Genomic DNA, 20,570 nt, shown 5'->3' with positions numbered 1-20,570 from the left:
TTATGGTTCATCGTAACTTTGCCACAACGTGGGCAAAGGATAGAGTCATAAGTCAATTCGCCCCGTACTCGCATAACGCCATCTGATAAGACTTTAGTGCTTAAGTTTTTAATGTTTTCATCTTTTATTTGAAGTAAAACTCTAGTAGACTGGTCTTGGGACATACCGAACACTCGCTTTCAATTGGTTTTGGTCGACTTGATTGTAGCACAGGGCGGTATGCCCTTTTGTTGTACATAAAAATGGTGTTGATGGATTTCATCCATCAACACCAAATATCATAGAACCTTTTTAAATGGAATCATCCAGACGAGTTGATAAAGTTGCCGACCCAGCCAGACGTGTTCAGATACCTTGACCATTAGGACTCTTTACAATTAAAGGGTAAGTAGTTAACGGCGACGGTGCCGAACGAACGTGAAGAAGTGCAGGAGCGCTGCCAGCAGAACGTAGAAGATCACAACGAAACTAAGGTAGGTGATCCAGAACTTACCAGGGGCAAAGACACCCAGCCACCAAGCTTGAAGGCCCATGGTTACTAGCGCCATAGCCGCAATCATGATGAAGAGCAATATGTAGCGTTTCAAAGTGTTATCATCCTTTCGTGGCCGGTCGGCGATTTTATGTCCCCACCGGGTGCATTCTCGTAATTTTTCGGGCCGCGGGGCTTTAGTGCCCCAGGTCCCGGTACCGACAAACTCACCGACTTTAATCAACCCGGCACCGGTCATGACCCGGTCGAACGTGACAAAGGTCTGATCCGTGATTCCTGTAAAGAAGTTGTCGGTTGAACTAATGAAGCAGGTGGTCATACTGAGATAATGCTTGTTCTGATATTTACCGGGTAGGGTGTCGCCCACGGAATTCATCCGAACTAACCGGAACCGCATGCAGTCGAAGAACTGTTTCATCACCCCGGAGAGTCCGCCCCAGTAGGTCGGGGCACACAGAATCCAGAAATCACTGGCCGCCATCTTGGCCTCCAGCTCATCCAATGCCGGACAAGACTGCTCCTTAGTGTCTGGATAGATGTCATAGTCGCGTAAGAACACGGTTTCCACGGTAGCGTCTTCCGGCAATGCCTGGAGGACGGCTGCTAGGTACCCGGCGGTAATCCCTTCCCGTTCGTGACTTCCTAAAATTGCTAAGTAGCGCATTAACTAACCCCCATTTCCTTGATTCACGTCATTAGTATAGCGCAACTTTGAGGATAAACGAAAGTCCCACAACCATAGGGGGTTATGGGACTCACGACATTTTATTGGAATAGATCAGTTAAGATGGCGAAGAAACGGCGCCGCACCGCAACTTCTTCACCCGCCTTAGAAAATTGATAGTTCAAGAGGTGCCGATCGAATTCCCGGAAAAAGACTTTTGCCATGGTGTGATAATCGCTGTCACTTGTCTGATCGATACGCTTAAAACTCCGCCATGTTGTATACAACAACTGGTCATCAGGCACGTCGGAAATCTCTGGGAAGTTCCGGCGAATCTGTTGCGTCATAAGAACTACTTCGTGTGCACGCTCCGGGGACATTTGCATCTGCGGAGCAGCAGTAGTTCCAGTTGCACTTTGTGCCATCTGGTCTGCCTCCTTAATACAGTCACCAAGTTACTTTAAACTACCTCTAGAATACCACTGTTAAGCGAATTCGGTAAGTGGGAGGCCATTGAAGCCGGACTTTTGACGGTGGATTAGTAAATCTTAACCGAAACCAGTCACTTGTCTACAAAGGGCTATGGTATAATATTGGTTTGATTGGCATCCTTTTTAGAAGGGTGCCTGAGCGCGTTGAATTTACCAAGTGAAAGTAGGGTGTCAAATGTCGGCAAGATCTGATCAAACGGAAAGCCAATCCGTGAACGCTCAGGAACAAATGGTAGCTGGGTCAGCCTGGATGACGGCGGGAAGCATCTTCTCACGCATCTTAGGCGCCGTCTACATTATCCCCTGGAGTATCTGGTTCGGTTCCTTCTTCTTACAGGGGAATGCGCTGTATGGAAAGGGCTACAACATCTACAGCTTCTTTCTCATTGCGGCGATTGCGGGGGTCCCTTCGGCGATTGCCAAGCAGGTGGCCCATTATAATGCTTTGAACGAATATGGCATTAGTGTGCGTTTATATCAACGCGGGCTGGTAATTGCGGTAGGTACCGGGGTAGCCATTGCGGCGCTCATGTACTTTGGCGCTGGTTTGTTTACCGGAGGAGACGATAATCTGATTCCGGTACTGCATTCGTTAGCCTGGGCCATTTTGATTATTCCCACGATGAGTCTCACCCGGGGATACTTCCAAGGCTTTCAGCAAATGGCGCCGTCCGCAATTTCTCAATTTGTGGAACAGCTGGCTCGGGTCGCGTACATGTTGATCACGGCGTTTCTGATCATGAAGGTCCTCAAAGGAGACTGGGTGACGGCGGTTGCCCAGTCGACCTTAGCAGCGGCGGTCGGTGCGTTATGCGGGCTCTTGATCCTAGGTGTCTACTACTGGCGGCGCCGAGGCCACTTTCAGGCGCTGGTTCGTCATAGCAATAACGCCTTGGTCGTACCGGCTAACCAATTATACCGAGAAATTGTGGCACAGGCCGTTCCCTTTATTGTTTTGGGGGCCGGCATTACCATCTTCCAATTGATTGATCAATACACCTTTGCCCCAATCATGCATCTAGCGGGCAATTACTCCGATACGTACCTGAACGATTTATTCGCGTTATTCGGGGTCAACGCCAATAAGATTATTATGATTACGATTTCGTTGGCTTCAGCACTGGCGATTACGGTGGTGCCCCTGTTGTCGGAAGCCTACACCCGGGGCAACAAGCGAGAAATATCCGGTCAGTTGACCAATGCCTTTTTGATGTTTGAATTTGTGATGATTCCCAGTGCGTTGGGGATGTCGGCCGTAGCGCGGCCCCTGAACATCGTTTTCTACGGTCACGCGCAAGAAGCACTAGGCGCATCGATCCTGGCATTTTCATCCTACCTGTCGATTATCTTAGGGCTCTATACGGTCGTCTCAGCGCTGATGCAGGGGATTTCGCAGAACCGCCGGGCCGTGAAGTACTTCTTAGTTGGGACGGTCGTCAAATTCGTGGTGCAGTGGCCGTTAGTGTATGTCTTTGGCGCGTTTGGACCGCTCATGGCGACGGGGGTCGGGTTCTTAGTGACCTGTTACCTGATTATTCATTCGCTCAACGTCCAATTCGGCATCTATTACGTCACGATTGCTAAGCAGAGTAACGGCATCCTATTGTCCGCGATTGTGACCTTCGTGATTGCCCGATTAGTGGTCTGGGGTGGTGAAGCCCTGTTAGGGGATGGCCGAATGACCAGCTTCGTGATTACGGCTGTAGCTGCGGTCTTAGGTGGCGGTTTCTACGTCTACACCATGTTGCACAGTCGGCTGGCCGACACCATCATGGGACCACGGATGGCCGGCTTACGGCGACGTTTGCATATTCGTTAGGAGGCGGACTTGCGTGAATTTGGAACACTATTTAACAACACACCATCAGGGAACGCCCCGACAGATTTTTCGGTTATTGCGGCAGGGGCGAGTGACGGTCAACGAAACGGTCGCTGATAGCGGACGCCAGAGTGTGACGGCGGATGATGAGATCGCCGTAGACGGGTTAGCCGTCACAGGGCGACAGCCGCAATATTTGATGCTAAATAAACCGGTAGGGGTCGTCAACGACCTGCGGGCTACGGTAGCCCATAGTGTCGGTAGTCTCTTGAACGTGTTAGACCAGGAGCGGTCCTTACAGGTCTTGGCGGACCTGCCCAAGGAGGTCGCCGGTTTGGTCCTCCTAAGTGACGATGCCCACTTTTTGGCAGACGTTCAGGCTGCTCATTGGCCGAGTACGTTAGAGGTGCGGGTTAACGGGACGGCGCTACAAGACGCGGATCTGAAGACGCTGGCGGCCTGTCAGCAAGCACAGCTGGTAACGCATGACTTACAGCGTTATCAGATCGTCACGGTTCAAACTCGCCAGGTGGCGGTCGCCACGACAGCATTGTTGGGCTTGGCGAACGTGAGCGGTGCCGTAGCGCGGACGGCCATCGGTCCTTTGCAGTTGCCAGTGGACCTGTCTACGGGCACGTATCGGGGGCTATTTGAACCTGAGATTGACGCCGTCATGGTTCCCACAGGCGATACAGTACTTTAAAAGTTAGACAAAAGGGCCCGGAAGTCACTTCCGGGCCCTTTTGCGGTAAAAAGATTTTGTTCAGTTAGTGTGCTTGATGGTCATGCATGTACTGGGGCAATGCGTCAATAATTTGATGGGGTAACACCACATATTGGCTCGCGGCCAATGCTTCGGCGATGGCGCTATGGGTGTAGACGGCCGCTAAAACGGCGTCTTGGTGATCGGAAAACTGGGCCAGGAAGCCACCGACCATGCCCGCTAGCGTATCTCCCATTCCCCCGGTCGCTTGGGCGGGAGTGCCCAAAGGATTTTGAAAGCTACCAGTTGGCGTATAAATTTGGGTGCGGTGTGACTTGACCACGACGGTCGCATTAAGTTGATTGGCGGCGGCCCGATTACGTTCGGGGGTCTGATCAGCAATGGCGATGCCGCTCAGACGCTGCCATTCCATCTGGTGAGGTGTCAAGACCAGGGGAACGGCTGGTAGGGTCAGGTGATGTTGGGCGACCAACGTAATGGCGGACCCGTCGACGACCAAGGTCTGTTGCGCCGTGACTGTCTGGAAGACTTGTTGTAGCGTAGCTAACGCGGCGTCATCGGTGCCTAAGCCGGGACCGATGACCACCACGTCGGCGCCGGCAACCAGGTCAGTCAGCTGAGTGGTTTGACGCATATCGGCGAACATAGCTTCTGGAAGTCGGGCGTGCAGGCTGCTTTGGTTACTGGCATCGGTGATGGTGGTGACCAACCCGGCTCCGGCATAAACGGCCGCAGCGCTGGCCATCAGAATGGCTCCGCCAAAGTTACGGTTACCACCGACTAGGGTCACACGACCATACGTCCCTTTGTGACTGTTAGCTGGCCGTTGACGAATCGTTTGCGGTAGGATGGCGGCTGTGAGTGTTTCCATAAAGAACCCCTCCTAAAATTGATCTCTGTATCCCCAGTATAGCATGCCCGGAGCTGGCAGATGAAAACGGTTGGCCGGTATGCTAGAATTAGGGTTAAACGTGGTGATCATGGGACCACACAACATTCAAGGAGGGGCAATTATGGTACTTGATTGGCAAAAACTGGCACAACAATACCGCGACGACTACGTGGCGGATCTAAAAACACTGGTGAGCATCGATAGCTCACGGGATGATTCACAGGCAACGGCGGACTTTCCACTGGGACCAGGACCAGCTAAAGCCTTAGCGGCGTTCTTGGCCATCGCCAAACGCGATGGTTTCACCGTTAAGAATCTGGATAATCTGGCGGGGTACGTGGAATACGGGTCCGGCGATGAAACCCTAGCCATTTTAGGGCACGCGGACGTTATGCCGGCTGGCAAGGGCTGGCAGACGGATCCATTCACGTTGACGGCTAAGGATGGCAACCTGTACGGTCGGGGGACTTCCGATGATAAAGGCCCCGCCTTAGCAGCCTACTACGGATTGCGGATGTTAAAGGATCAAGGAATCGTTCCCAAGATGAAGGTGCGGTTCATTATCGGAACGGATGAAGAGAGTGACTGGACGGGGATGAACCATTACTTGGATCTGGAACCGGCGCCCACTTTAGGTTTCTCTCCGGATGCCGAATTTCCGTTAATTAACGGGGAAAAAGGCAACGTAACGTTCGAGACGCACTTTAAGGGACGTAACGACGGGGATTATAAGCTAGATGAATTTGATTCAGGGTTACGAATGAACATGGTTCCCCGCGATGCCGAAGCCGATGTGACGGTTCCGGATGCCGCTAAGTTAGCCGCGGACTTCGATGCCTTTTTGGCGCAAGCTCCCGTTACAGGTGAGGCGACAGTTGATGGCCAACACCTACACCTACACGTGGTTGGGAAGGCCGCTCACGGGATGGAACCGAAGAACGGTATCAATGCCGGGACTTATCTGGCCACGTTCTTGGCACCTTATGCGTTCGGTGGCGATGCACAGCATTTCTTGAATCTGCTGGCGGACCAATTGCATGACGATTCTCGAGCACATAAATTAGGGTTAGCATACACGGATAAGGTCATGGGTGACCTGACCATGAACGTTGGTATCATGACGTTTAAGGCGGGTGAAGCAGGCCTTATCAACACGAACTTCCGTTACCCCACGGGCACGGGGGCTGCGACCATTCTGGCTGGCTTGAAGCAGGCCACGGCAGCCATGGACGTGACCGTTGAACAGGGTCGAGAAATGGTGCCACATTACGTAGATCCGAGTGACCCAATCGTGGCGACATTAATGGACGTTTATCGGCAACAGACTGGCGATACCACGGCCCAACCAGAAGTCGTTGGTGGCGGGACTTACGGTCGGCTGATGAAGCGGGGCGTTGCCTTTGGGGCACTCTTCCCCGGTACGCAAGATACCATGCATCAGGCCGACGAGTTTCAACCGGAAGCCGACTTGCTGAAGGCGATGGCCATTTATGGTCAAGCCATCTACGAGCTGACCAAGTAGGCGATAAGTCAAAATCTAAATGGAAAGAGATTGATGACGATGACCCAACAATATCAACACATTTTAGTCGGAGTGGACGGCTCGCGCCAAGCCAAGCGGGCGATTGAAAAGGCCATTGCGGTGGCTCAGCGAAATCAGGCTGAACTTATCATTGTGACGGTCTTGCGCGGGGGACAGTACGTTGGACTGGGAAGTAATGAAGTCGGGTTTGGGTACGTTGATCAAAAGATCATGGATGAATCGCGGCAACGGTTTGAGGACTTGGTTCAGCGTTACCGGCAACAGGCCCAAGATGCTGGGGTCGAACAGGTCGTGACATCGGTTTATTATGGTAACGCGAAGACGGACCTGGCGAGGACCCTACCGCAAGAATTTGGAGCGGACCTAGTGATGTTAGGTGCAACGGGAGCTAACGTGGTTGAACGAATGGTACTGGGTTCTACCGCGGGTTACGTGATCAGCAACGCAGTCTGTGATGTGCTTCTGGTACGGACGGACTTGAAGAATCACACCAAGAAGTTGCGGTCATCCGTTATCCAGTAACTGAAAACAGAAAAATTCTAAGATTAGAAGAGTGGGACCAAAGGGAGCTAGCTTCGCTTAACTGCCTTTGGTCCCACGTTTTAGAATCGTCTAGTCAGAGGTCCGGGAATTTTATCCTGGACTTAGAAAAAGGCTCAGGGATTACGCTCCCTGGGCCTTATTTGTGTCGAAATGATTAGAGACGGTGGATGTCTAGTACACTGCCCGTCTTAGCATCGGCGATAAACTGATATTGAACCAACTGATCGTTTTCGTAACGGTTAATCCCCCCGTAGTAGACCCGGGTCTTGACCGCGAACTTCTGGTAAGGAACCGTTTGATGCTCGATCCAAGCCCCCTCAATGGGGGACTCTTGGCGGAACTGGCGCTTGACCCGGTCTAGAATCGTATCGGGATCTAAATGTGCCGCACCCTTGAATAATTGGGTGATGAAGATGCCCATAATCCCCCCGAGAACACCGGTAAGACTTAATTGATAGAGTTGTCCATTTCTAGCAGCCATCAGACCGCCTCCTTAAACAATTGTTATATTGGGCAATGTTACCACCACATCCACCTTAAGTATAGCAACTTTTGGGCAGAACTGCCCGTAATGTGCCAGAATTTGCTTTAAAATTCTGAGCTACGAGGTTTCGTGGGCCAGACCGAATCGACTTAAGCGCGATCTGTTCTGAAAAAGTTAGTTTGTTTTGGAACTTATTTATCCTCAAAAACGTTGAAAGTCGCCAAGACTAAAGGTTTTGAATGATGGGATAATCAACAAAGATAGTGAATGTTTAATGATGTTTAAATTAAAACTATGAAATGGATAAAGTTCATGATATACTTCTTTTATCGGATGATAAAGCGCTAACATTAAATACGGTGGTGACTCATAAAATGGCAACCAAACAACTTAAAAAATTACTAATTACAACGGCAGTCTTAACCATGGCAGTCGGGTCTTCGGGAGCTCTATCCCCAGTAATTGCGCAAGCAGAAACGACACCCACAACGGTAACTAAAGATCAAAAGACGACGGCAGAAGATACCACAACTTACGATATTGGTGAGGTTACGCTGCCTTTAAGTTACGCTTGGTCTAAGGGACAGTGGCGAACGGCACTGAACCCCATGGTGGCGGGCTTACCTGAAACACTGACCAAAGAGCAATTAGCAGACGATGCGTACATGGACGGTCTTACGTACCCTAGCGGCATGTCCAAAGAGGTTATTCGTAATGCGTTTAACCCGTTAATGGGGGATTTGACGCTGAAAAAGGGAGAAACGGTTGCTGAATTTACGGCAGCTATTAATGGCGAAAACGATATGGATATCGCGACAACGGTCGACCAAATGGCACAAGCGGCAGGGTTTGTCGCTTGGACCATTAAAAGCACGCAGTTATACCTCGAGGGTCGTTATACCCGAGCGGACTATGTGGCCGATTACCCGCAAATCAAGGCTTACATTGATGCGGCTGGAGAGCGTGAAGGTGGCGAGTGGATGCCTAAGGCTTATGAAACGGCCTTGACTGATGACAAGACCTTTAACACGCTGATGTACTCGACGTCGCAAGACGGGACTAACCAAGTAGCGACGCAGTATGGCCTGACCAACCGGGACTTGGACCTGACGAAAGTGGACGCGCAAGGAAGCGAGCAGAGCACGCGAGACCTGTTAGAATCGCCAGCGGATTGGTTGGTTTCGACGGATCCGAAGACGGGACTGAAGACGTTGAATCTGGTGATCATGATGCCAGTTGCCTTCGCTTTTGATGATGGGGAAACGGCGACCACGCCGACTAATCCCATCGAACCGGCTAAACCAGTGACACCAGATCCAGAACCAACGCCGGATCCTGATCCGGATAAACCGGTGACACCGGAGAAGCCTACGCTCCCAACCACACCGGTAACGCCAATTCTTCCCGAACAACCAGAGGTTACCACGCCCAATCAAGATGATGAGGTCACAGCTGGGGAAGCTGGGGCGGCGGTAACGCCGGCTAAGAAGGGGACGGCTGTGTACGCGACAAAGAAGATTGGGCTGTACAGTAGTCGCAACTTCTCTACGAAGACGCGGCGGCAATGGTACGCTAAGCAGTCGCGAATCAACCGGCCAATGTTCGTGGTCACGGATTACGCCACTTCTAAGACGGGGGCGCTGCGTTACCGCGTCAAAGATGTGAACCATCAAAGCACGACGTACGGGAAGAAGGGGTATATCACCGCTAACGCGACCTATACCGCGCCCGTTTATTACCAAACCAAACAAAAGACTTTGACGGTGATTAATCCAGCAGGGGTCAACGCCTACCAAAACAAGGACCTGACCAAGCGGACTAAGCATTACCGTCAAGGCCAAGTTCTGAAGGTCAAGAAGATTGTACGGCATCATTTGACGACGCGGATGCAACTGACGAATGGCCAGTACGTCACGGCGAACAAGAAGTTAGTGATCAGTGGACAACAAGCGATGGTCAAACGCGTACAGACCAAGAAAGCCATAAACCGTTACACAACGGTCAATCTTAAACAAATCAACCATCACTACCGGAAAGGCCAGAAAATAGCCGTTCGCGGATGGGATTACGCGGCCAGTCGTGACTTTAGTCACAAAGACGTCTTACGCTATCAGGTGAGTGGCGGGTACATCACCGCTAACCAAGCTCAGGTTAAGGTCATCAAATAAGGAATTGACACCGATAAAAGTTGCGCTAGGCAGCTTGATCGGTGTTTTCTTTTTGGTGACGAGAGGGCCATTCGGACGGGGAAGTGGCGTTGGTTGAATCCAGAAAGTCCCGTAAAGCGGATTTTACTTTGAAAAAGTAAGAGCTTAAAGTTCGACAACCAGCCTAAAAATGCTATAATTATGCGGTGTTGTAAATTTAGACTTAAATAAAGGAGCGTTTACTAATGGAACAATTACCTAAGATGTCATCCGCTGACTTAAAAGACGTGGTGAAGAGTGGCAAAACCATGCTGTTCTTCTCGGCGACCTGGTGCCCAGATTGCGCATTCATCAAGCCTGCGATGCCTGCCATTGAAGCGGAATACCCCGACTTTAAGTTTATTGCGGTTGACCGGGACGAGAATATCGACTTGGCCGCAGATCTCAACGTCTTTGGGATTCCTAGCTTCATCGCCTACGCTGATGGTCAAGAAATCGGCCGCTTAGTGAACAAGGATCGCAAGACCAAGGCAGAAGTTGAGACCTTTATCAATTCGTTATCAACACCTGCCGACTAAAACAGTTTGAAAGGATTCCGACATGTTAATTGCTAGTTATAATCCCCAGGAGTTAGGGGATACATTGATTGTTGTCATTGCGCAAGACACGCCACAACAGGCCCACACGGTTCGTGAGGGTGTTGCCCGGATTTACGACCCAGAGACCGAAAAGAGTCTCGGGTACAATTTCTTCGACGTTTCTCAGATTTTGCCGAATTTAACGGGACAAGGGCAAGTCTTCTTGTCCGCTGAAGATGTTGCGGCATTGAACCAAAAGTTAGAGGACGCGGGGTTTGCTGGCGAATTGGAGGCTGAAAAGGCTTCTCGGTTCGTCGTCGGGTATGTCAAGACGGCGACGCCTCATCCGGATTCAGACCACTTATTGGTTACTGAAACCGAAGTGGAAGACGGGCACACGTTGCAAATCGTGAGTGGTTCGCCTAACATGCAAGCGGACATTAAGGTCGTGGTGGCGGAAGTCGGGGCAATGATGCCCAACGGTGTCATCATCTGGCCGGGCGAGTTACGGGGCGTCCCTAGCAATGGGATGATCTGTTCTGGTCGCGAACTCGGACTGGCCAATGCACCGCAGCGGCCTGGGGCACTGATTCTGCCTGATGATTATCAAGTCGGTGATGCCTTTGATTTTGACCGGGGACAAACGATTTTTGCGGCCGAATAACGCGAACTTAAAAAACAGTCTAAGAATTAGGTAGGAAAGCGGGTCAGCCCTTGTCGGCGACCCGCTTTTTTGTGTACAATAAGTAGGATTAGCAACTTTGTTTGCCGATAAAACCAGGGAATGCGTCACATCGTCGTTGACGATCACGACTGCTCCTCTTTTAAATCAAAAAACGATGGAAGATTTTCCGTCAAGGAGGAAGCAACATGGAGCACTATGATGGGCCTGCGTTTTACCGTAAATTTCCGGTAAAACCGACACCAGTTAAACGAGAAGCCCCGATTACTGAGCGGGCTGAATCACAAGTTAAAGAACGCCAGCGGCGCAATACCCGTGGAGAACGGACGACACAAAAGCCAGTCACGACGCCGCATCCCGACACTGCCGAGGTGACGTCGGCGGCAGAAAAACCTAATTACCGACCTTTTCAGGTGACAGAGGTGCCCAAGCAGCTCCACTGGACTCACCGGGAGAGTAACAGTCAACAACAGCATTATCAACGCTTAATCGCACAATTAAAAAAAACGGATGATAGCTTCTTGCGGCTAGTGACACCTAGTGTGGTTACGTCGGATGAAGACCAGACGGCTAGTGACGAAACCGTCACGACACAAGCAGTGTCGACGCCGACTAGTGCAACGACTCATCAGGGGTCGGTCACGGCCTCGGATGATCCCACACCGGTGCCGGCAGTCGATGAACCGGTGCCCGTTACAGCATCCACACCAGCGGATCGGGCCAGCTCAGATCCCCAAGATGATGCTGAGACACCGATGACCGTCGTAGATGAACAGGAGACGGTTTCATCAGTCACTACGAATCCTGAAGCGCCTGCGGGGGTGGCCTTACCCGCTGATCCCGAGCCAGCGGCCACTGATTCTGAACCCACATCTCTAGAGCCTACGGTCACCACGCCGACTGAGACACCGCACGAGCCGGCCGGGGAAGACCCGGAAGCACAGGCAACGTTAGTCGAACCCAAGCCTACGGAGATTTTCTATCCGGAAGTTCCGGTGGAACAGTTGTCTGAGAAGGTAGCCGATACACCGGTAGATGAACCGACGGCTGAACCGGAAGCAGAACCGGAAGTAGTGGCTTCGACGCCGGATTCGGACTTAACTTCCCGGCCGGTTACACCGTCAACGATGGATTACCTCCCGGTTGGGACGGTACCACAAGAGGATAGGGGAGGGGACCCCGTTACGCCGAATGACGAATCGACTAATCAAGCGGATCACGATGTTCAACGGTTGTTAGCGCGTACCGAGAAACCTGAACATTCTACAGAGTCGGTCACGCCGGCGAAGGCCGTTGCCCAAGCGGATACGCAATCGACTGATGTGCAGGCTGAAACGCCAGCGGCCACAGACCAGCAACCGGCTGAGACTGCCGATACCGATGATCAAGCGACACCGACTGAACCAGCCACGACATCGAATGAGACTCATCAGACCCGCCAGACGCCTGTTGCCACTAAACCTAAAGCAAAACCAACTCGGGGGTTGGGCCACTCCTTGGGAGATATTATGCAAGAAGAGGGGAACGACCAACGCGACTTGGCCTTATTTGCTGGCGGTCCTCATTCTGCGGCAACACCAGCGCCGACGCCAGCTGACTTGACGGCGCGGGGCTATCACTTCCCGGATATTGGGCTGTTACCTAAACCAGTGGTTCCGGATGAGCAAGCCATGGATGAATGGATCGAACACCAAGCGACGGTCTTAGACGCCACCTTGAGTGCCTTTCACGTGGACGCGCACGTCACGGACTGGACCATTGGCCCGACCGTCACGCAGTTCCAAGTCAAGTTAGCCTTAGGCGTCAAAGTCAGCAAGATTACCAACTTAAACGATGATTTGAAGCTGGCGTTGGCCGCTAAGGATATCCGAATTGAAGCGCCGATTCCGGGGAAGACCACGGTGGGGATTGAAATCCCGAACAAGAAGTCGCGGCCGGTCATGTTATCAGAAATCTTGAATTCACCAGCGTTCCAGCATAATGAGTCTCCTCTGACGGTTGCTTTAGGGGTCGACCTCTTTGGTCAACCGCAAGTCACTGACTTACGGAAGATGCCCCACGGGTTGATTGCCGGTGCAACGGGATCCGGGAAGAGTGTCTTCATCAATTCTCTGCTGCTGTCGATTCTGTATAAGGCCAACCCGCAACAGGTCAAGCTACTGCTGATTGATCCTAAGGCCGTTGAAATGGCGCCATACGATGGGTTGCCTCACTTGTTGGCCCCAGTCATTTCCGACCCTAAGGCCGCCGCGGCAGCGTTGAAGTGGGTCGTCACGGAGATGGATCAACGGTACGAAAAGCTGGCTGCGGCCGGTGTGCGGAACATCGAGCAGTTTAACGATCGCGCGGATGCCAACGATGAACCGGGTCTGAAGATGCCGTACATCGTGATCATTATCGACGAATTAGCTGACCTGATGATGATGGCGGCGAGCGAAGTCCAAGATTACATTGTCCGCATCACGCAGAAGGCCCGAGCAGCCGGTATTCACCTGTTGGTCGCAACCCAACGGCCAAGTGTGGATATCGTGACCGGGACCATTAAGAACAACATTCCGACCCGAATCGCATTTATGGTTTCGAGTCAGATCGATTCACGAACGATTCTGGATACCACGGGTGCCGAAAGCCTGCTGGGACGTGGCGATATGCTTTACTTGGGGAACGGCGCGAGTCAGCCGATGCGGTTACAAGGTGCCTTTGTGGAAGCCGAAGTGGATCGGGTCACGGACTTCGTGCGGACGCAAGGAAAGCCCCAGTATGCGTTTGAACCAAATGGTTTGTTGAAGCAAGAAACCGATGCGGAGAACCAGGACGAACTCCTGCCGAAAGTGTTAGAATACATTGCACAGGAGAAAACGGTTTCGACCTCGAAACTGCAACGAGTCTTCTCCATTGGGTACAACCGGGCTGCCAATCTGATTGACGACCTGGAACAGCACAACTATGTCTCCCCACAGCACGGGTCCAAACCCCGGGAGGTCTACCTAACGCCTGATGACTTGGGCAAGGATCTACCGGAACCCCATGACCAGGATGCACCCTTTTCATCATAAAATGAATAGGTCTCACTTGGATTAAGCCCCCGGTTCTTTTATGGGGGTGGGGGATATGCTAAACTGGTAATAGAGCAGCTCAAACGGGTCTTGGGAATTACTAAAATCGGACTGAGTTGAGTAGAAAAGAGGATCATTTAATGGATAACGCAACGGTGTACCATTTTGTCGGAATTAAAGGATCAGGGATGAGTGCCCTCGCCTTGATTTTACATGATAAGGGTTTTCAAGTTCAGGGCTCAGATATCACGCAGTATACGTTTACCCAACGGGGATTGGAAAAGGCCGATATCAAGGTCATGCCTTTTGATGAAGCCAACATTCACCAGGGGTTAACGGTGATTGCGGGGAATTCGTTTACCGATGACCATCCTGAAATCAAAAAGGCGCGGGAGATGGGACTGCCCGTTTACCGTTACCATGAATTCTTAGGCCACCTGATTGAAGGTTATACCAGCATTGGGGTCGCCGGTGCTCACGGAAAAACCAGTACGACGGGGCTGTTATCGCACGTCTTAAGTGGCGTGGCGCCAACCTCTTACTTAATCGGCGATGGCACTGGCAAAGGGACGCCTAATGCCCGGTTCTTCGTGTACGAAGCGGATGAATACCGGCGGCACTTCCTGGCGACCAGCCCCGATTATGCCATCATGACTAACATTGATTTTGATCACCCAGATTACTACACGGGAATTGATGATGTGTACAGCGCCTTTGAGACTTGGGCTAACCAGGTTAAGAAGGGCATCTTTGCTTGGGGGGACGACCCTGAGCTGCGGAAGCTGAAGACGGATGTGCCCGTCTACTACTACGGGACCAGTGACCGGGATGACTTCCAAGCCAAGAATATCAAGCGGTCAACTACGGGCTCGAACTTTGACGTTTACCATGACGGCAAGTGCCTAGGCAACTTTGAGATTCACCTGTTTGGGGAACACAACGTTCTGAACAGTCTGGCCGTCATTGCGGTGGCTTACTTTGAAAAGGTCAACATGGACGAGATCAAGCGTGAATTGGCTGACTTCAAAGGGGTCAAGCGCCGGTTTACGGAGCGTAAAGTTGCCGATATGACGATCATTGACGACTATGCGCACCATCCATCTGAAATCAAGGCGACGTTGGACGCCGCACGGCAAAAGTACCCAGATAAGGAGATTATTGCGGTCTTCCAGCCCCACACCTTTAGCCGGACGATTGCGCTGATGGACGACTTTGCCAAGAGTCTCAACTTGGCGGATAAAGTCTATCTGACCAACATCTTCAGTTCTGCCCGGGAGACGCAAGGTGCGGTCTCCAGTAAGGACTTAGCTGCGAAGATCAGTAAGGGTGGCGAAATCTTGACGGTCGACAACATGTCACCGTTACTGGACTACCACGATGCCGTTGTGGTCTTCATGGGTGCCGGTGACGTTCAGAAGTACGAACGGGCCTACGAAGATTTACTGAGTCACTTGTCCTTAAAGAATAACTAAAGCATGAATTAAAATGGCTGTCACTCCGATTAGGGAATGACAGCCATTTTTTAGCGAGGCAAGTAACCATTAACCTGGTAATAGTGCTGACTGAGTGTCGTAATTTGAGCTTGAATGGCCGCATTGGCGGGAATCAGAAACATAAGATGGTGGAGCACGCTTAACCAGTTATGTAGGCGGGCGACCCTGCTTAAGTCATCAAAATCAAAGCCGTGCCAGAGTTGCTGGTCAGTCATGGCTAACCAATTCTTTAACTGGTCGGTCGTTAAATGGTGAGCCTGAAACGCCATCACAAGGGTCATGGCCAAGCGGGGTTCCTCGTCGAATTGAAAGACCTGAGTTTGGCGCAACAGGACCGTCGTCAAGGCGTGTAGAGCGGCCTTAACGGCATCGATGGAGAACGCCGGATGAGCCCAGGCAGCCCCCAATAGGTCGGCGCCATGGGAGACACCATCAGCCCAACCGTTTACTGTCCAGCCACGTTGGTCAGTTTCACGGGGTAAATAGGTCAACGCATCGTTGAAAAAATGGTCGCGTAATTCGGGAGTCAACCAATGGGTCTGGGCGTCATCGCTTAGGACCAACGCGGTTAATAGTGCGGTGAAGCTTCGTAGAAAGACCAGGGGGCTTTGGGGGCCGTCAATTGATGCAAAGAGATCATGATTTTGCGTCAAGTGCCGGGCAATCCGATTCTTCTGATCAAGTGAAAGCGTCTGCTGTTCGAATTGCTGGGCAAAGAGACTGTAAATCGTTTGGTCACGGACTGTCGGATCAAGGGCACCAATGTTGGCCAACATGAGGGTTAATTGAGTCGGCGTGAGGGCTTGGTCGGGGTGAGCCAAGGCCTGTTGTAGTGTCAAAAACTGGGGTGCCATGGGAACATCTCCTTAGAATTCATCTTAAAGTCGACTTGTAGATGGCGTTAATTTTGGTAGTCGCTAAATGCGTAAGCCCGTGTTTAAGTTCCAGTAAACCTGTGAATTTTGGAACGCGGTTTGGTTGCTAGGTGGAGGCGGCCACCAACGTTGCCCCAATCTTAGCATATGACTTGCTGGGCGTGACTAAAAAGTGTCGTAATAAGGGGAAATCGTGATTTAACGGTGGATATTGGGGAATTGTTAGACAGATTATTGGCCCTTTAGCGACGAATTTGCTAAACTAGATTCCAGAAACCAAAAAAGTAGCTACACCTTGTTGTGATAGCTAAGTCGGGAATTGATTTGAAAAAGGAGCGTTTAAATGAACAATTATGAACAACAGCCCCGCGAGACGATTAATACCCAAGTTGGCCTGAATCGTTTTCTGACCAAGATGTTTGGTTGGATGGGGTTAGCGGTATTAGTCTCTGCGTTGACCGCTTATCTGATGGTTACCAATGGTTCAGCAAGTATGATGCGTGGTGGTGGGATGTTGGTCGGTCTGATCGTCTGGTTCATCTTACCATTCGTGATTAGTGCCCAATCGATGAAACGGCCAACGGTCGCTTTCGGAGGCCTGATGGTGTACGCCGTTATTACTGGAGCCGTTATTTCCAGTTATGCCTTTGTCTACACGGGAGCCGCGATGGCACAAGCCTTTGTCTCAAGTGCGGCTGTCTTCTTGACCATGTCCGTGATTGGCTTAACCACTAAGCGAGATCTGTCACGGATCGGGACTCAGGCCACTGCGGCGTTGATCGGATTGATTGTCGCCATGGTGATCAACCTCTTCTTGCGGAGCCCAATGATTTCGTTGATCTTCTCGTTCATTGCGGTGATTATCTTCTCCGCTTTGACGGCTTGGGACACGCAAAAGATGCAGAAGTTGTACTTGCAGTATGGGGATCAAGTTTCCGTAACTGGTTTGGCCGTTACGGGGGCATTACAACTGTACTTAGACTTCGTGAACTTGTTCTTACAACTCTTACAAATTATCGGGATTTTTGGTGGCGGCAGTCGCGATTAATCTTGAAAAATGACTTAGGGAAGTCCCGGCTGAGGCCGGGACTTTTTTTGCGATGGCAAAAACTGATTTCCCAGTGGCTGGTGCTTACCTAGAGATAAGCGGTCAACGGCAGTCAGGATGGATTTGGGTGGCATTAGCACTTGGGGAGCCGAGAACCGACTTGGTGCAATGACTCAAAAAGCAAGCAAACGGTTTGAACCTGCGCTATTTTCTCCCAGCTTACTGATTTTTGCCCTATTCACTAGGCCTTTCCCTAGGTTTTGTTTCGGATTTGACGCGTTTTTTGGTAAAATAGACCCAGAATAGACGAATGCGACAGAAGAGCTGTCGCGTGGAAGGAGTCCACTATGGCGGAGAAACGATTGTTATTGATCGATGGCAACAGTGTTGCGTTTAAAGCCTTTTTTGCCCTGTATACCTCATTAGGCCGGTTTACCAATGGGGATGGGTTACACACGAACGCCATTTATGGCTTCAACACGATGTTAGAGACCATGCTGGATAAGGTTCAACCAACGCATGCGTTAGTGGCCTTTGATGCCGGTAAGGTCACGTTTCGGACCAAGATGTATGACGACTATAAGGGGGGCCGTGCGAAGACCGCACCAGAGCTGTCCGAACAGTTCCCGTACTTAAAGGAACTGCTAAAGGCTCGGGGAATCAAGACCTACGAACTGCCGAACTATGAAGCGGACGACATTATTGGGACGACGGCTAAGCGTGCGGAGGCGGCTGGGTTCACGACCACCATCGTGACGGGAGATCGGGATCTGACCCAGTTGGCCAACGATCATACCACCGTGGCCATTTCTAAAAAAGGGGTCAGTGAAATAGAACGGTACACGCCCGCTTACGTAAAAGAAAAGATGGGCGTGACGCCGGAACAGATTATTGATATCAAAGGCCTTCAGGGCGATAATTCGGATAACTACCCGGGAGTTACGGGGGTCGGTCCTAAGCGCGCGGTTGATCTTATCGATCAGTACGGTAGCGTTGAGGGCGTCTACGACCACATTGATGAGATTACGGCGAAAAAACTCAAGGAGCATCTGGTGGCCGATAAGGACCAAGCCTTCTTGTCGAAAAAACTGGCCACGATTAATCGAGATGCACCGGTCGACCTGACCTTAGAGGACCTAACCTATGCGGGGCCTGAGCGGGATGCCTTGGTCGCGTTTTACCAACGGATGGGCTTTCGTAAGTTCTTACAGGGGATGTCGGTGGATGGCGTGACGCCTTCTGCGACCCCCGGCTTGAAAGCTATTGCGTATACGGTCTTGACAGCCGCTAACTTGGCGGATGTCCAGGTGACGGATGAGTGTGCCTTCTACCTAGAAATGGATGGGGACAATTATCATCTGGCCAAGTTTGCGGGCTTTGTCATCGGTCACGATGACCACTGGTGGGTCAGCCGAGACGTTTCGTTGTTACAGATGGCGCCCCTTAAGCAGCTGTTGGAGAATGCGCAGGTTGCCAAACAGGTCTTTGATGCCAAACGGACCTATGTCGGGTTGAACCGGCTGGGCATCACGTTGGCCGGTGTGGATGGTGACCTATTACTCTGCTCGTACCTGCTGAACACCTACGACAATAGCAATGACTTGGGACGGGTTGCCGCAGAACACGGGTATGACCAGGTGGAGACGGATGAAGACGTGTACGGTCGGGGAGCTAAGCGGGCCATTCCGACGGATGATACGGTGTTCTTCAAACATTTAGCCCGGAAGGCACAAGCGATTGCCCGGTTGAAACAGACCTTGTTTAAAGACCTAGAAGAAAATGACCAGGCAGAACTGTATCGTCAGATCGAACGTCCCATGGCCTTCGTCTTAGCGCGGATGGAAATCGAAGGTATCACGGTCGATGCCGACGAGTTACGGGCAATGGGCAGTAAGTTTAGCGAACAGCTAGCCGAGATCGAGCAAACGATTTACCAAGAAGCGGGCGAAGAGTTTAACATTGGTTCGCCTAAGCAACTGGGTCACATCCTGTTCGAAAAGATGCACCTGCCCGTGTTGAAGAAGACCAAGACCGGGTATTCGACGGCGGTAGGCGTCCTAGAAAAACTGGCCGTGGACGCGCCTATCGCTGAGAACATTCTGAAGTATCGGAAGATTGCGAAGATTCAATCGACCTATGTCGAGGGACTCCTAAAAGTGATCAATCCCGCTGACCACAAGGTTCACACGCGGTACTTGCAGACGTTAACGCAGACGGGACGACTTTCTTCGGTCGACCCGAACTTGCAAAACATCCCTGTGCGGACGGAAGAGGGGAAAGCGATTCGGAAGGCCTTTGTTCCGCGGCATCCGGGTTGGCAGATCTTCTCTTCGGACTATTCACAGATTGAACTGCGGGTCTTGGCCCATATGAGTCACGATGCGAACATGCAAGAAGCGTTCCGGGAAGGTGAAGATATTCACGCGGCCACGGCCCGGCGAATCTTTAAGCTGGGGTCGGACCAAGAAGTGACGCCGAATATTCGGCGTCAAGCCAAGGCGGTCAACTTTGGAATCGTCTACGGCATCAGTGACTTCGGTCTGTCCCAAAACATTGGAATCTCCCGGAAGCAGGCTAAGCAATTTATCGAGACCTACTTCGAAGAGTACCCAGGCGTTAAAGCCTACACCGAGCACATGGTACAGGTCGCCCATGATCAGGGCTACGTCGAGACGATTGCCCACCGGCGGCGTTATCTTCCGGATATTAACTCGCGGAACTTTAACCAACGCTCCTTTGCGGAACGGACGGCGATGAATACGCCTATTCAAGGTAGTGCGGCCGATATCATTAAGATTGCGATGATTCACATGGAGGAAGCCTTGCAGGGGATGCAAGCTACGATGTTGTTGCAGGTTCACGATGAGTTGATCTTTGAGGCGCCGGCTGAAGAGATCCCAACGCTGGCTAAGTTAGTGCCGAAGATCATGGATTCGGCGGTGAAGCTGGAGATTCCGTTGAAGGTCGAAAGTCATGCGGGACCGACCTGGTATGATTTGAAGTAACCGGATAACGGGTAAGAAGTGGTTAAGCTAGTC

The 20,570-nt window shown here is 51.5% G+C and carries 16 protein-coding genes; 11 read left to right on the top strand and 5 right to left on the bottom strand.

Going from position 1 to position 20,570, the window contains the following annotated elements; genetic code table 11:
- Window positions 1-392: 392 nt before the first annotated feature.
- Together FD30_RS02565 and FD30_RS02560 are read right to left on the bottom strand one after the other, a co-directional pair.
- On the bottom strand, window positions 393-1,157 hold the full coding sequence (locus FD30_RS02565; RefSeq protein WP_056943769.1) for a flavodoxin family protein: 765 nt from the start codon (window positions 1,155-1,157) through the stop codon (window positions 393-395).
- A 101-nt stretch (window positions 1,158-1,258) separates the two neighbouring features.
- Window positions 1,259-1,582, bottom strand: coding sequence for a hypothetical protein (locus FD30_RS02560; protein WP_024746546.1), 324 nt, complete (start codon window positions 1,580-1,582; stop codon window positions 1,259-1,261).
- 241 nt (window positions 1,583-1,823) lie between these two features.
- On the opposite strand from FD30_RS02560, the gene FD30_RS02555 reads away from it, so the two are divergent.
- Window positions 1,824-3,467, top strand: coding sequence for a putative polysaccharide biosynthesis protein (locus FD30_RS02555; protein WP_056943768.1), 1,644 nt, complete (start codon window positions 1,824-1,826; stop codon window positions 3,465-3,467).
- Between the two features lie 13 nt (window positions 3,468-3,480).
- Entirely contained in the window at window positions 3,481-4,170 is a 690-nt protein-coding gene (locus FD30_RS02550; protein ID WP_056943767.1) for a pseudouridine synthase domain-containing protein, read from the top strand.
- A gap of 64 nt (window positions 4,171-4,234) precedes the next feature.
- On the opposite strand, the gene FD30_RS02545 is transcribed toward FD30_RS02550, so the two are convergent.
- The gene (locus tag FD30_RS02545) at window positions 4,235-5,062 is read right to left on the bottom strand and encodes an NAD(P)H-hydrate dehydratase (RefSeq protein ID WP_056943766.1); all 828 of its coding nucleotides are present in this window, start codon (window positions 5,060-5,062) and stop codon (window positions 4,235-4,237) included.
- A 142-nt stretch (window positions 5,063-5,204) separates the two neighbouring features.
- Here FD30_RS02545 and pepV point away from each other — a divergent pair, with 142 nt between their 5' ends.
- Together pepV and FD30_RS02535 are read left to right on the top strand one after the other, a co-directional pair.
- On the top strand, window positions 5,205-6,605 hold the full coding sequence (gene pepV / locus FD30_RS02540) for a dipeptidase PepV (RefSeq protein WP_056943765.1): 1,401 nt from the start codon (window positions 5,205-5,207) through the stop codon (window positions 6,603-6,605).
- A gap of 39 nt (window positions 6,606-6,644) precedes the next feature.
- Window positions 6,645-7,148 carry a universal stress protein gene (locus FD30_RS02535; RefSeq protein ID WP_024746541.1) on the top strand — a complete coding sequence of 168 codons (504 nt, stop codon included), beginning with the start codon at window positions 6,645-6,647 and terminating at the stop codon, window positions 7,146-7,148.
- 175 nt (window positions 7,149-7,323) lie between these two features.
- On the opposite strand, the gene FD30_RS02530 is transcribed toward FD30_RS02535, so the two are convergent.
- Window positions 7,324-7,650, bottom strand: a complete 327-nt coding sequence (locus FD30_RS02530; RefSeq protein ID WP_056943764.1) for a PepSY domain-containing protein — start codon at window positions 7,648-7,650, stop codon at window positions 7,324-7,326.
- A gap of 377 nt (window positions 7,651-8,027) precedes the next feature.
- Here FD30_RS02530 and FD30_RS02525 point away from each other — a divergent pair, with 377 nt between their 5' ends.
- From FD30_RS02525 to murC, 5 genes are all read left to right on the top strand, one after another.
- Complete coding sequence (locus FD30_RS02525) at window positions 8,028-9,821, top strand: DUF5776 domain-containing protein (protein WP_056943763.1); 1,794 nt, start codon at window positions 8,028-8,030, stop codon at window positions 9,819-9,821.
- A gap of 224 nt (window positions 9,822-10,045) precedes the next feature.
- On the top strand, window positions 10,046-10,378 hold the full coding sequence (locus tag FD30_RS02520; RefSeq protein WP_024746538.1) for a thioredoxin family protein: 333 nt from the start codon (window positions 10,046-10,048) through the stop codon (window positions 10,376-10,378).
- Window positions 10,379-10,400: 22 nt separating this feature from the next.
- A complete protein-coding gene (ytpR, locus tag FD30_RS02515) occupies window positions 10,401-11,042 on the top strand; it encodes a YtpR family tRNA-binding protein (RefSeq protein WP_024746537.1) in 642 nt (213 codons plus the stop codon).
- Window positions 11,043-11,248: 206 nt separating this feature from the next.
- On the top strand, window positions 11,249-14,116 hold the full coding sequence (locus FD30_RS02510; protein WP_056943762.1) for a DNA translocase FtsK: 2,868 nt from the start codon (window positions 11,249-11,251) through the stop codon (window positions 14,114-14,116).
- Window positions 14,117-14,256: 140 nt separating this feature from the next.
- Complete coding sequence (gene murC, locus FD30_RS02505) at window positions 14,257-15,588, top strand: UDP-N-acetylmuramate--L-alanine ligase (RefSeq protein WP_056943761.1); 1,332 nt, start codon at window positions 14,257-14,259, stop codon at window positions 15,586-15,588.
- A gap of 50 nt (window positions 15,589-15,638) precedes the next feature.
- Here murC and FD30_RS02500 read toward each other — a convergent pair whose 3' ends face one another.
- Complete coding sequence (locus FD30_RS02500) at window positions 15,639-16,463, bottom strand: DUF2785 domain-containing protein (protein ID WP_056943760.1); 825 nt, start codon at window positions 16,461-16,463, stop codon at window positions 15,639-15,641.
- 364 nt (window positions 16,464-16,827) lie between these two features.
- Here FD30_RS02500 and FD30_RS02495 point away from each other — a divergent pair, with 364 nt between their 5' ends.
- Together FD30_RS02495 and polA are read left to right on the top strand one after the other, a co-directional pair.
- Window positions 16,828-17,532: a Bax inhibitor-1/YccA family protein gene (locus FD30_RS02495; protein ID WP_056943759.1), complete on the top strand. Its 705-nt coding sequence runs from the start codon at window positions 16,828-16,830 to the stop codon at window positions 17,530-17,532.
- A gap of 347 nt (window positions 17,533-17,879) precedes the next feature.
- Entirely contained in the window at window positions 17,880-20,537 is a 2,658-nt protein-coding gene (gene polA, locus FD30_RS02490; protein ID WP_056943758.1) for a DNA polymerase I, read from the top strand.
- Window positions 20,538-20,570: the final 33 nt, after the last annotated feature.

This window comes from Levilactobacillus namurensis DSM 19117, assembly GCF_001434785.1.
Lineage (GTDB): Bacteria > Bacillota > Bacilli > Lactobacillales > Lactobacillaceae > Levilactobacillus > Levilactobacillus namurensis.
This window is presented reverse-complemented; position numbering and strand designations above follow the sequence as displayed.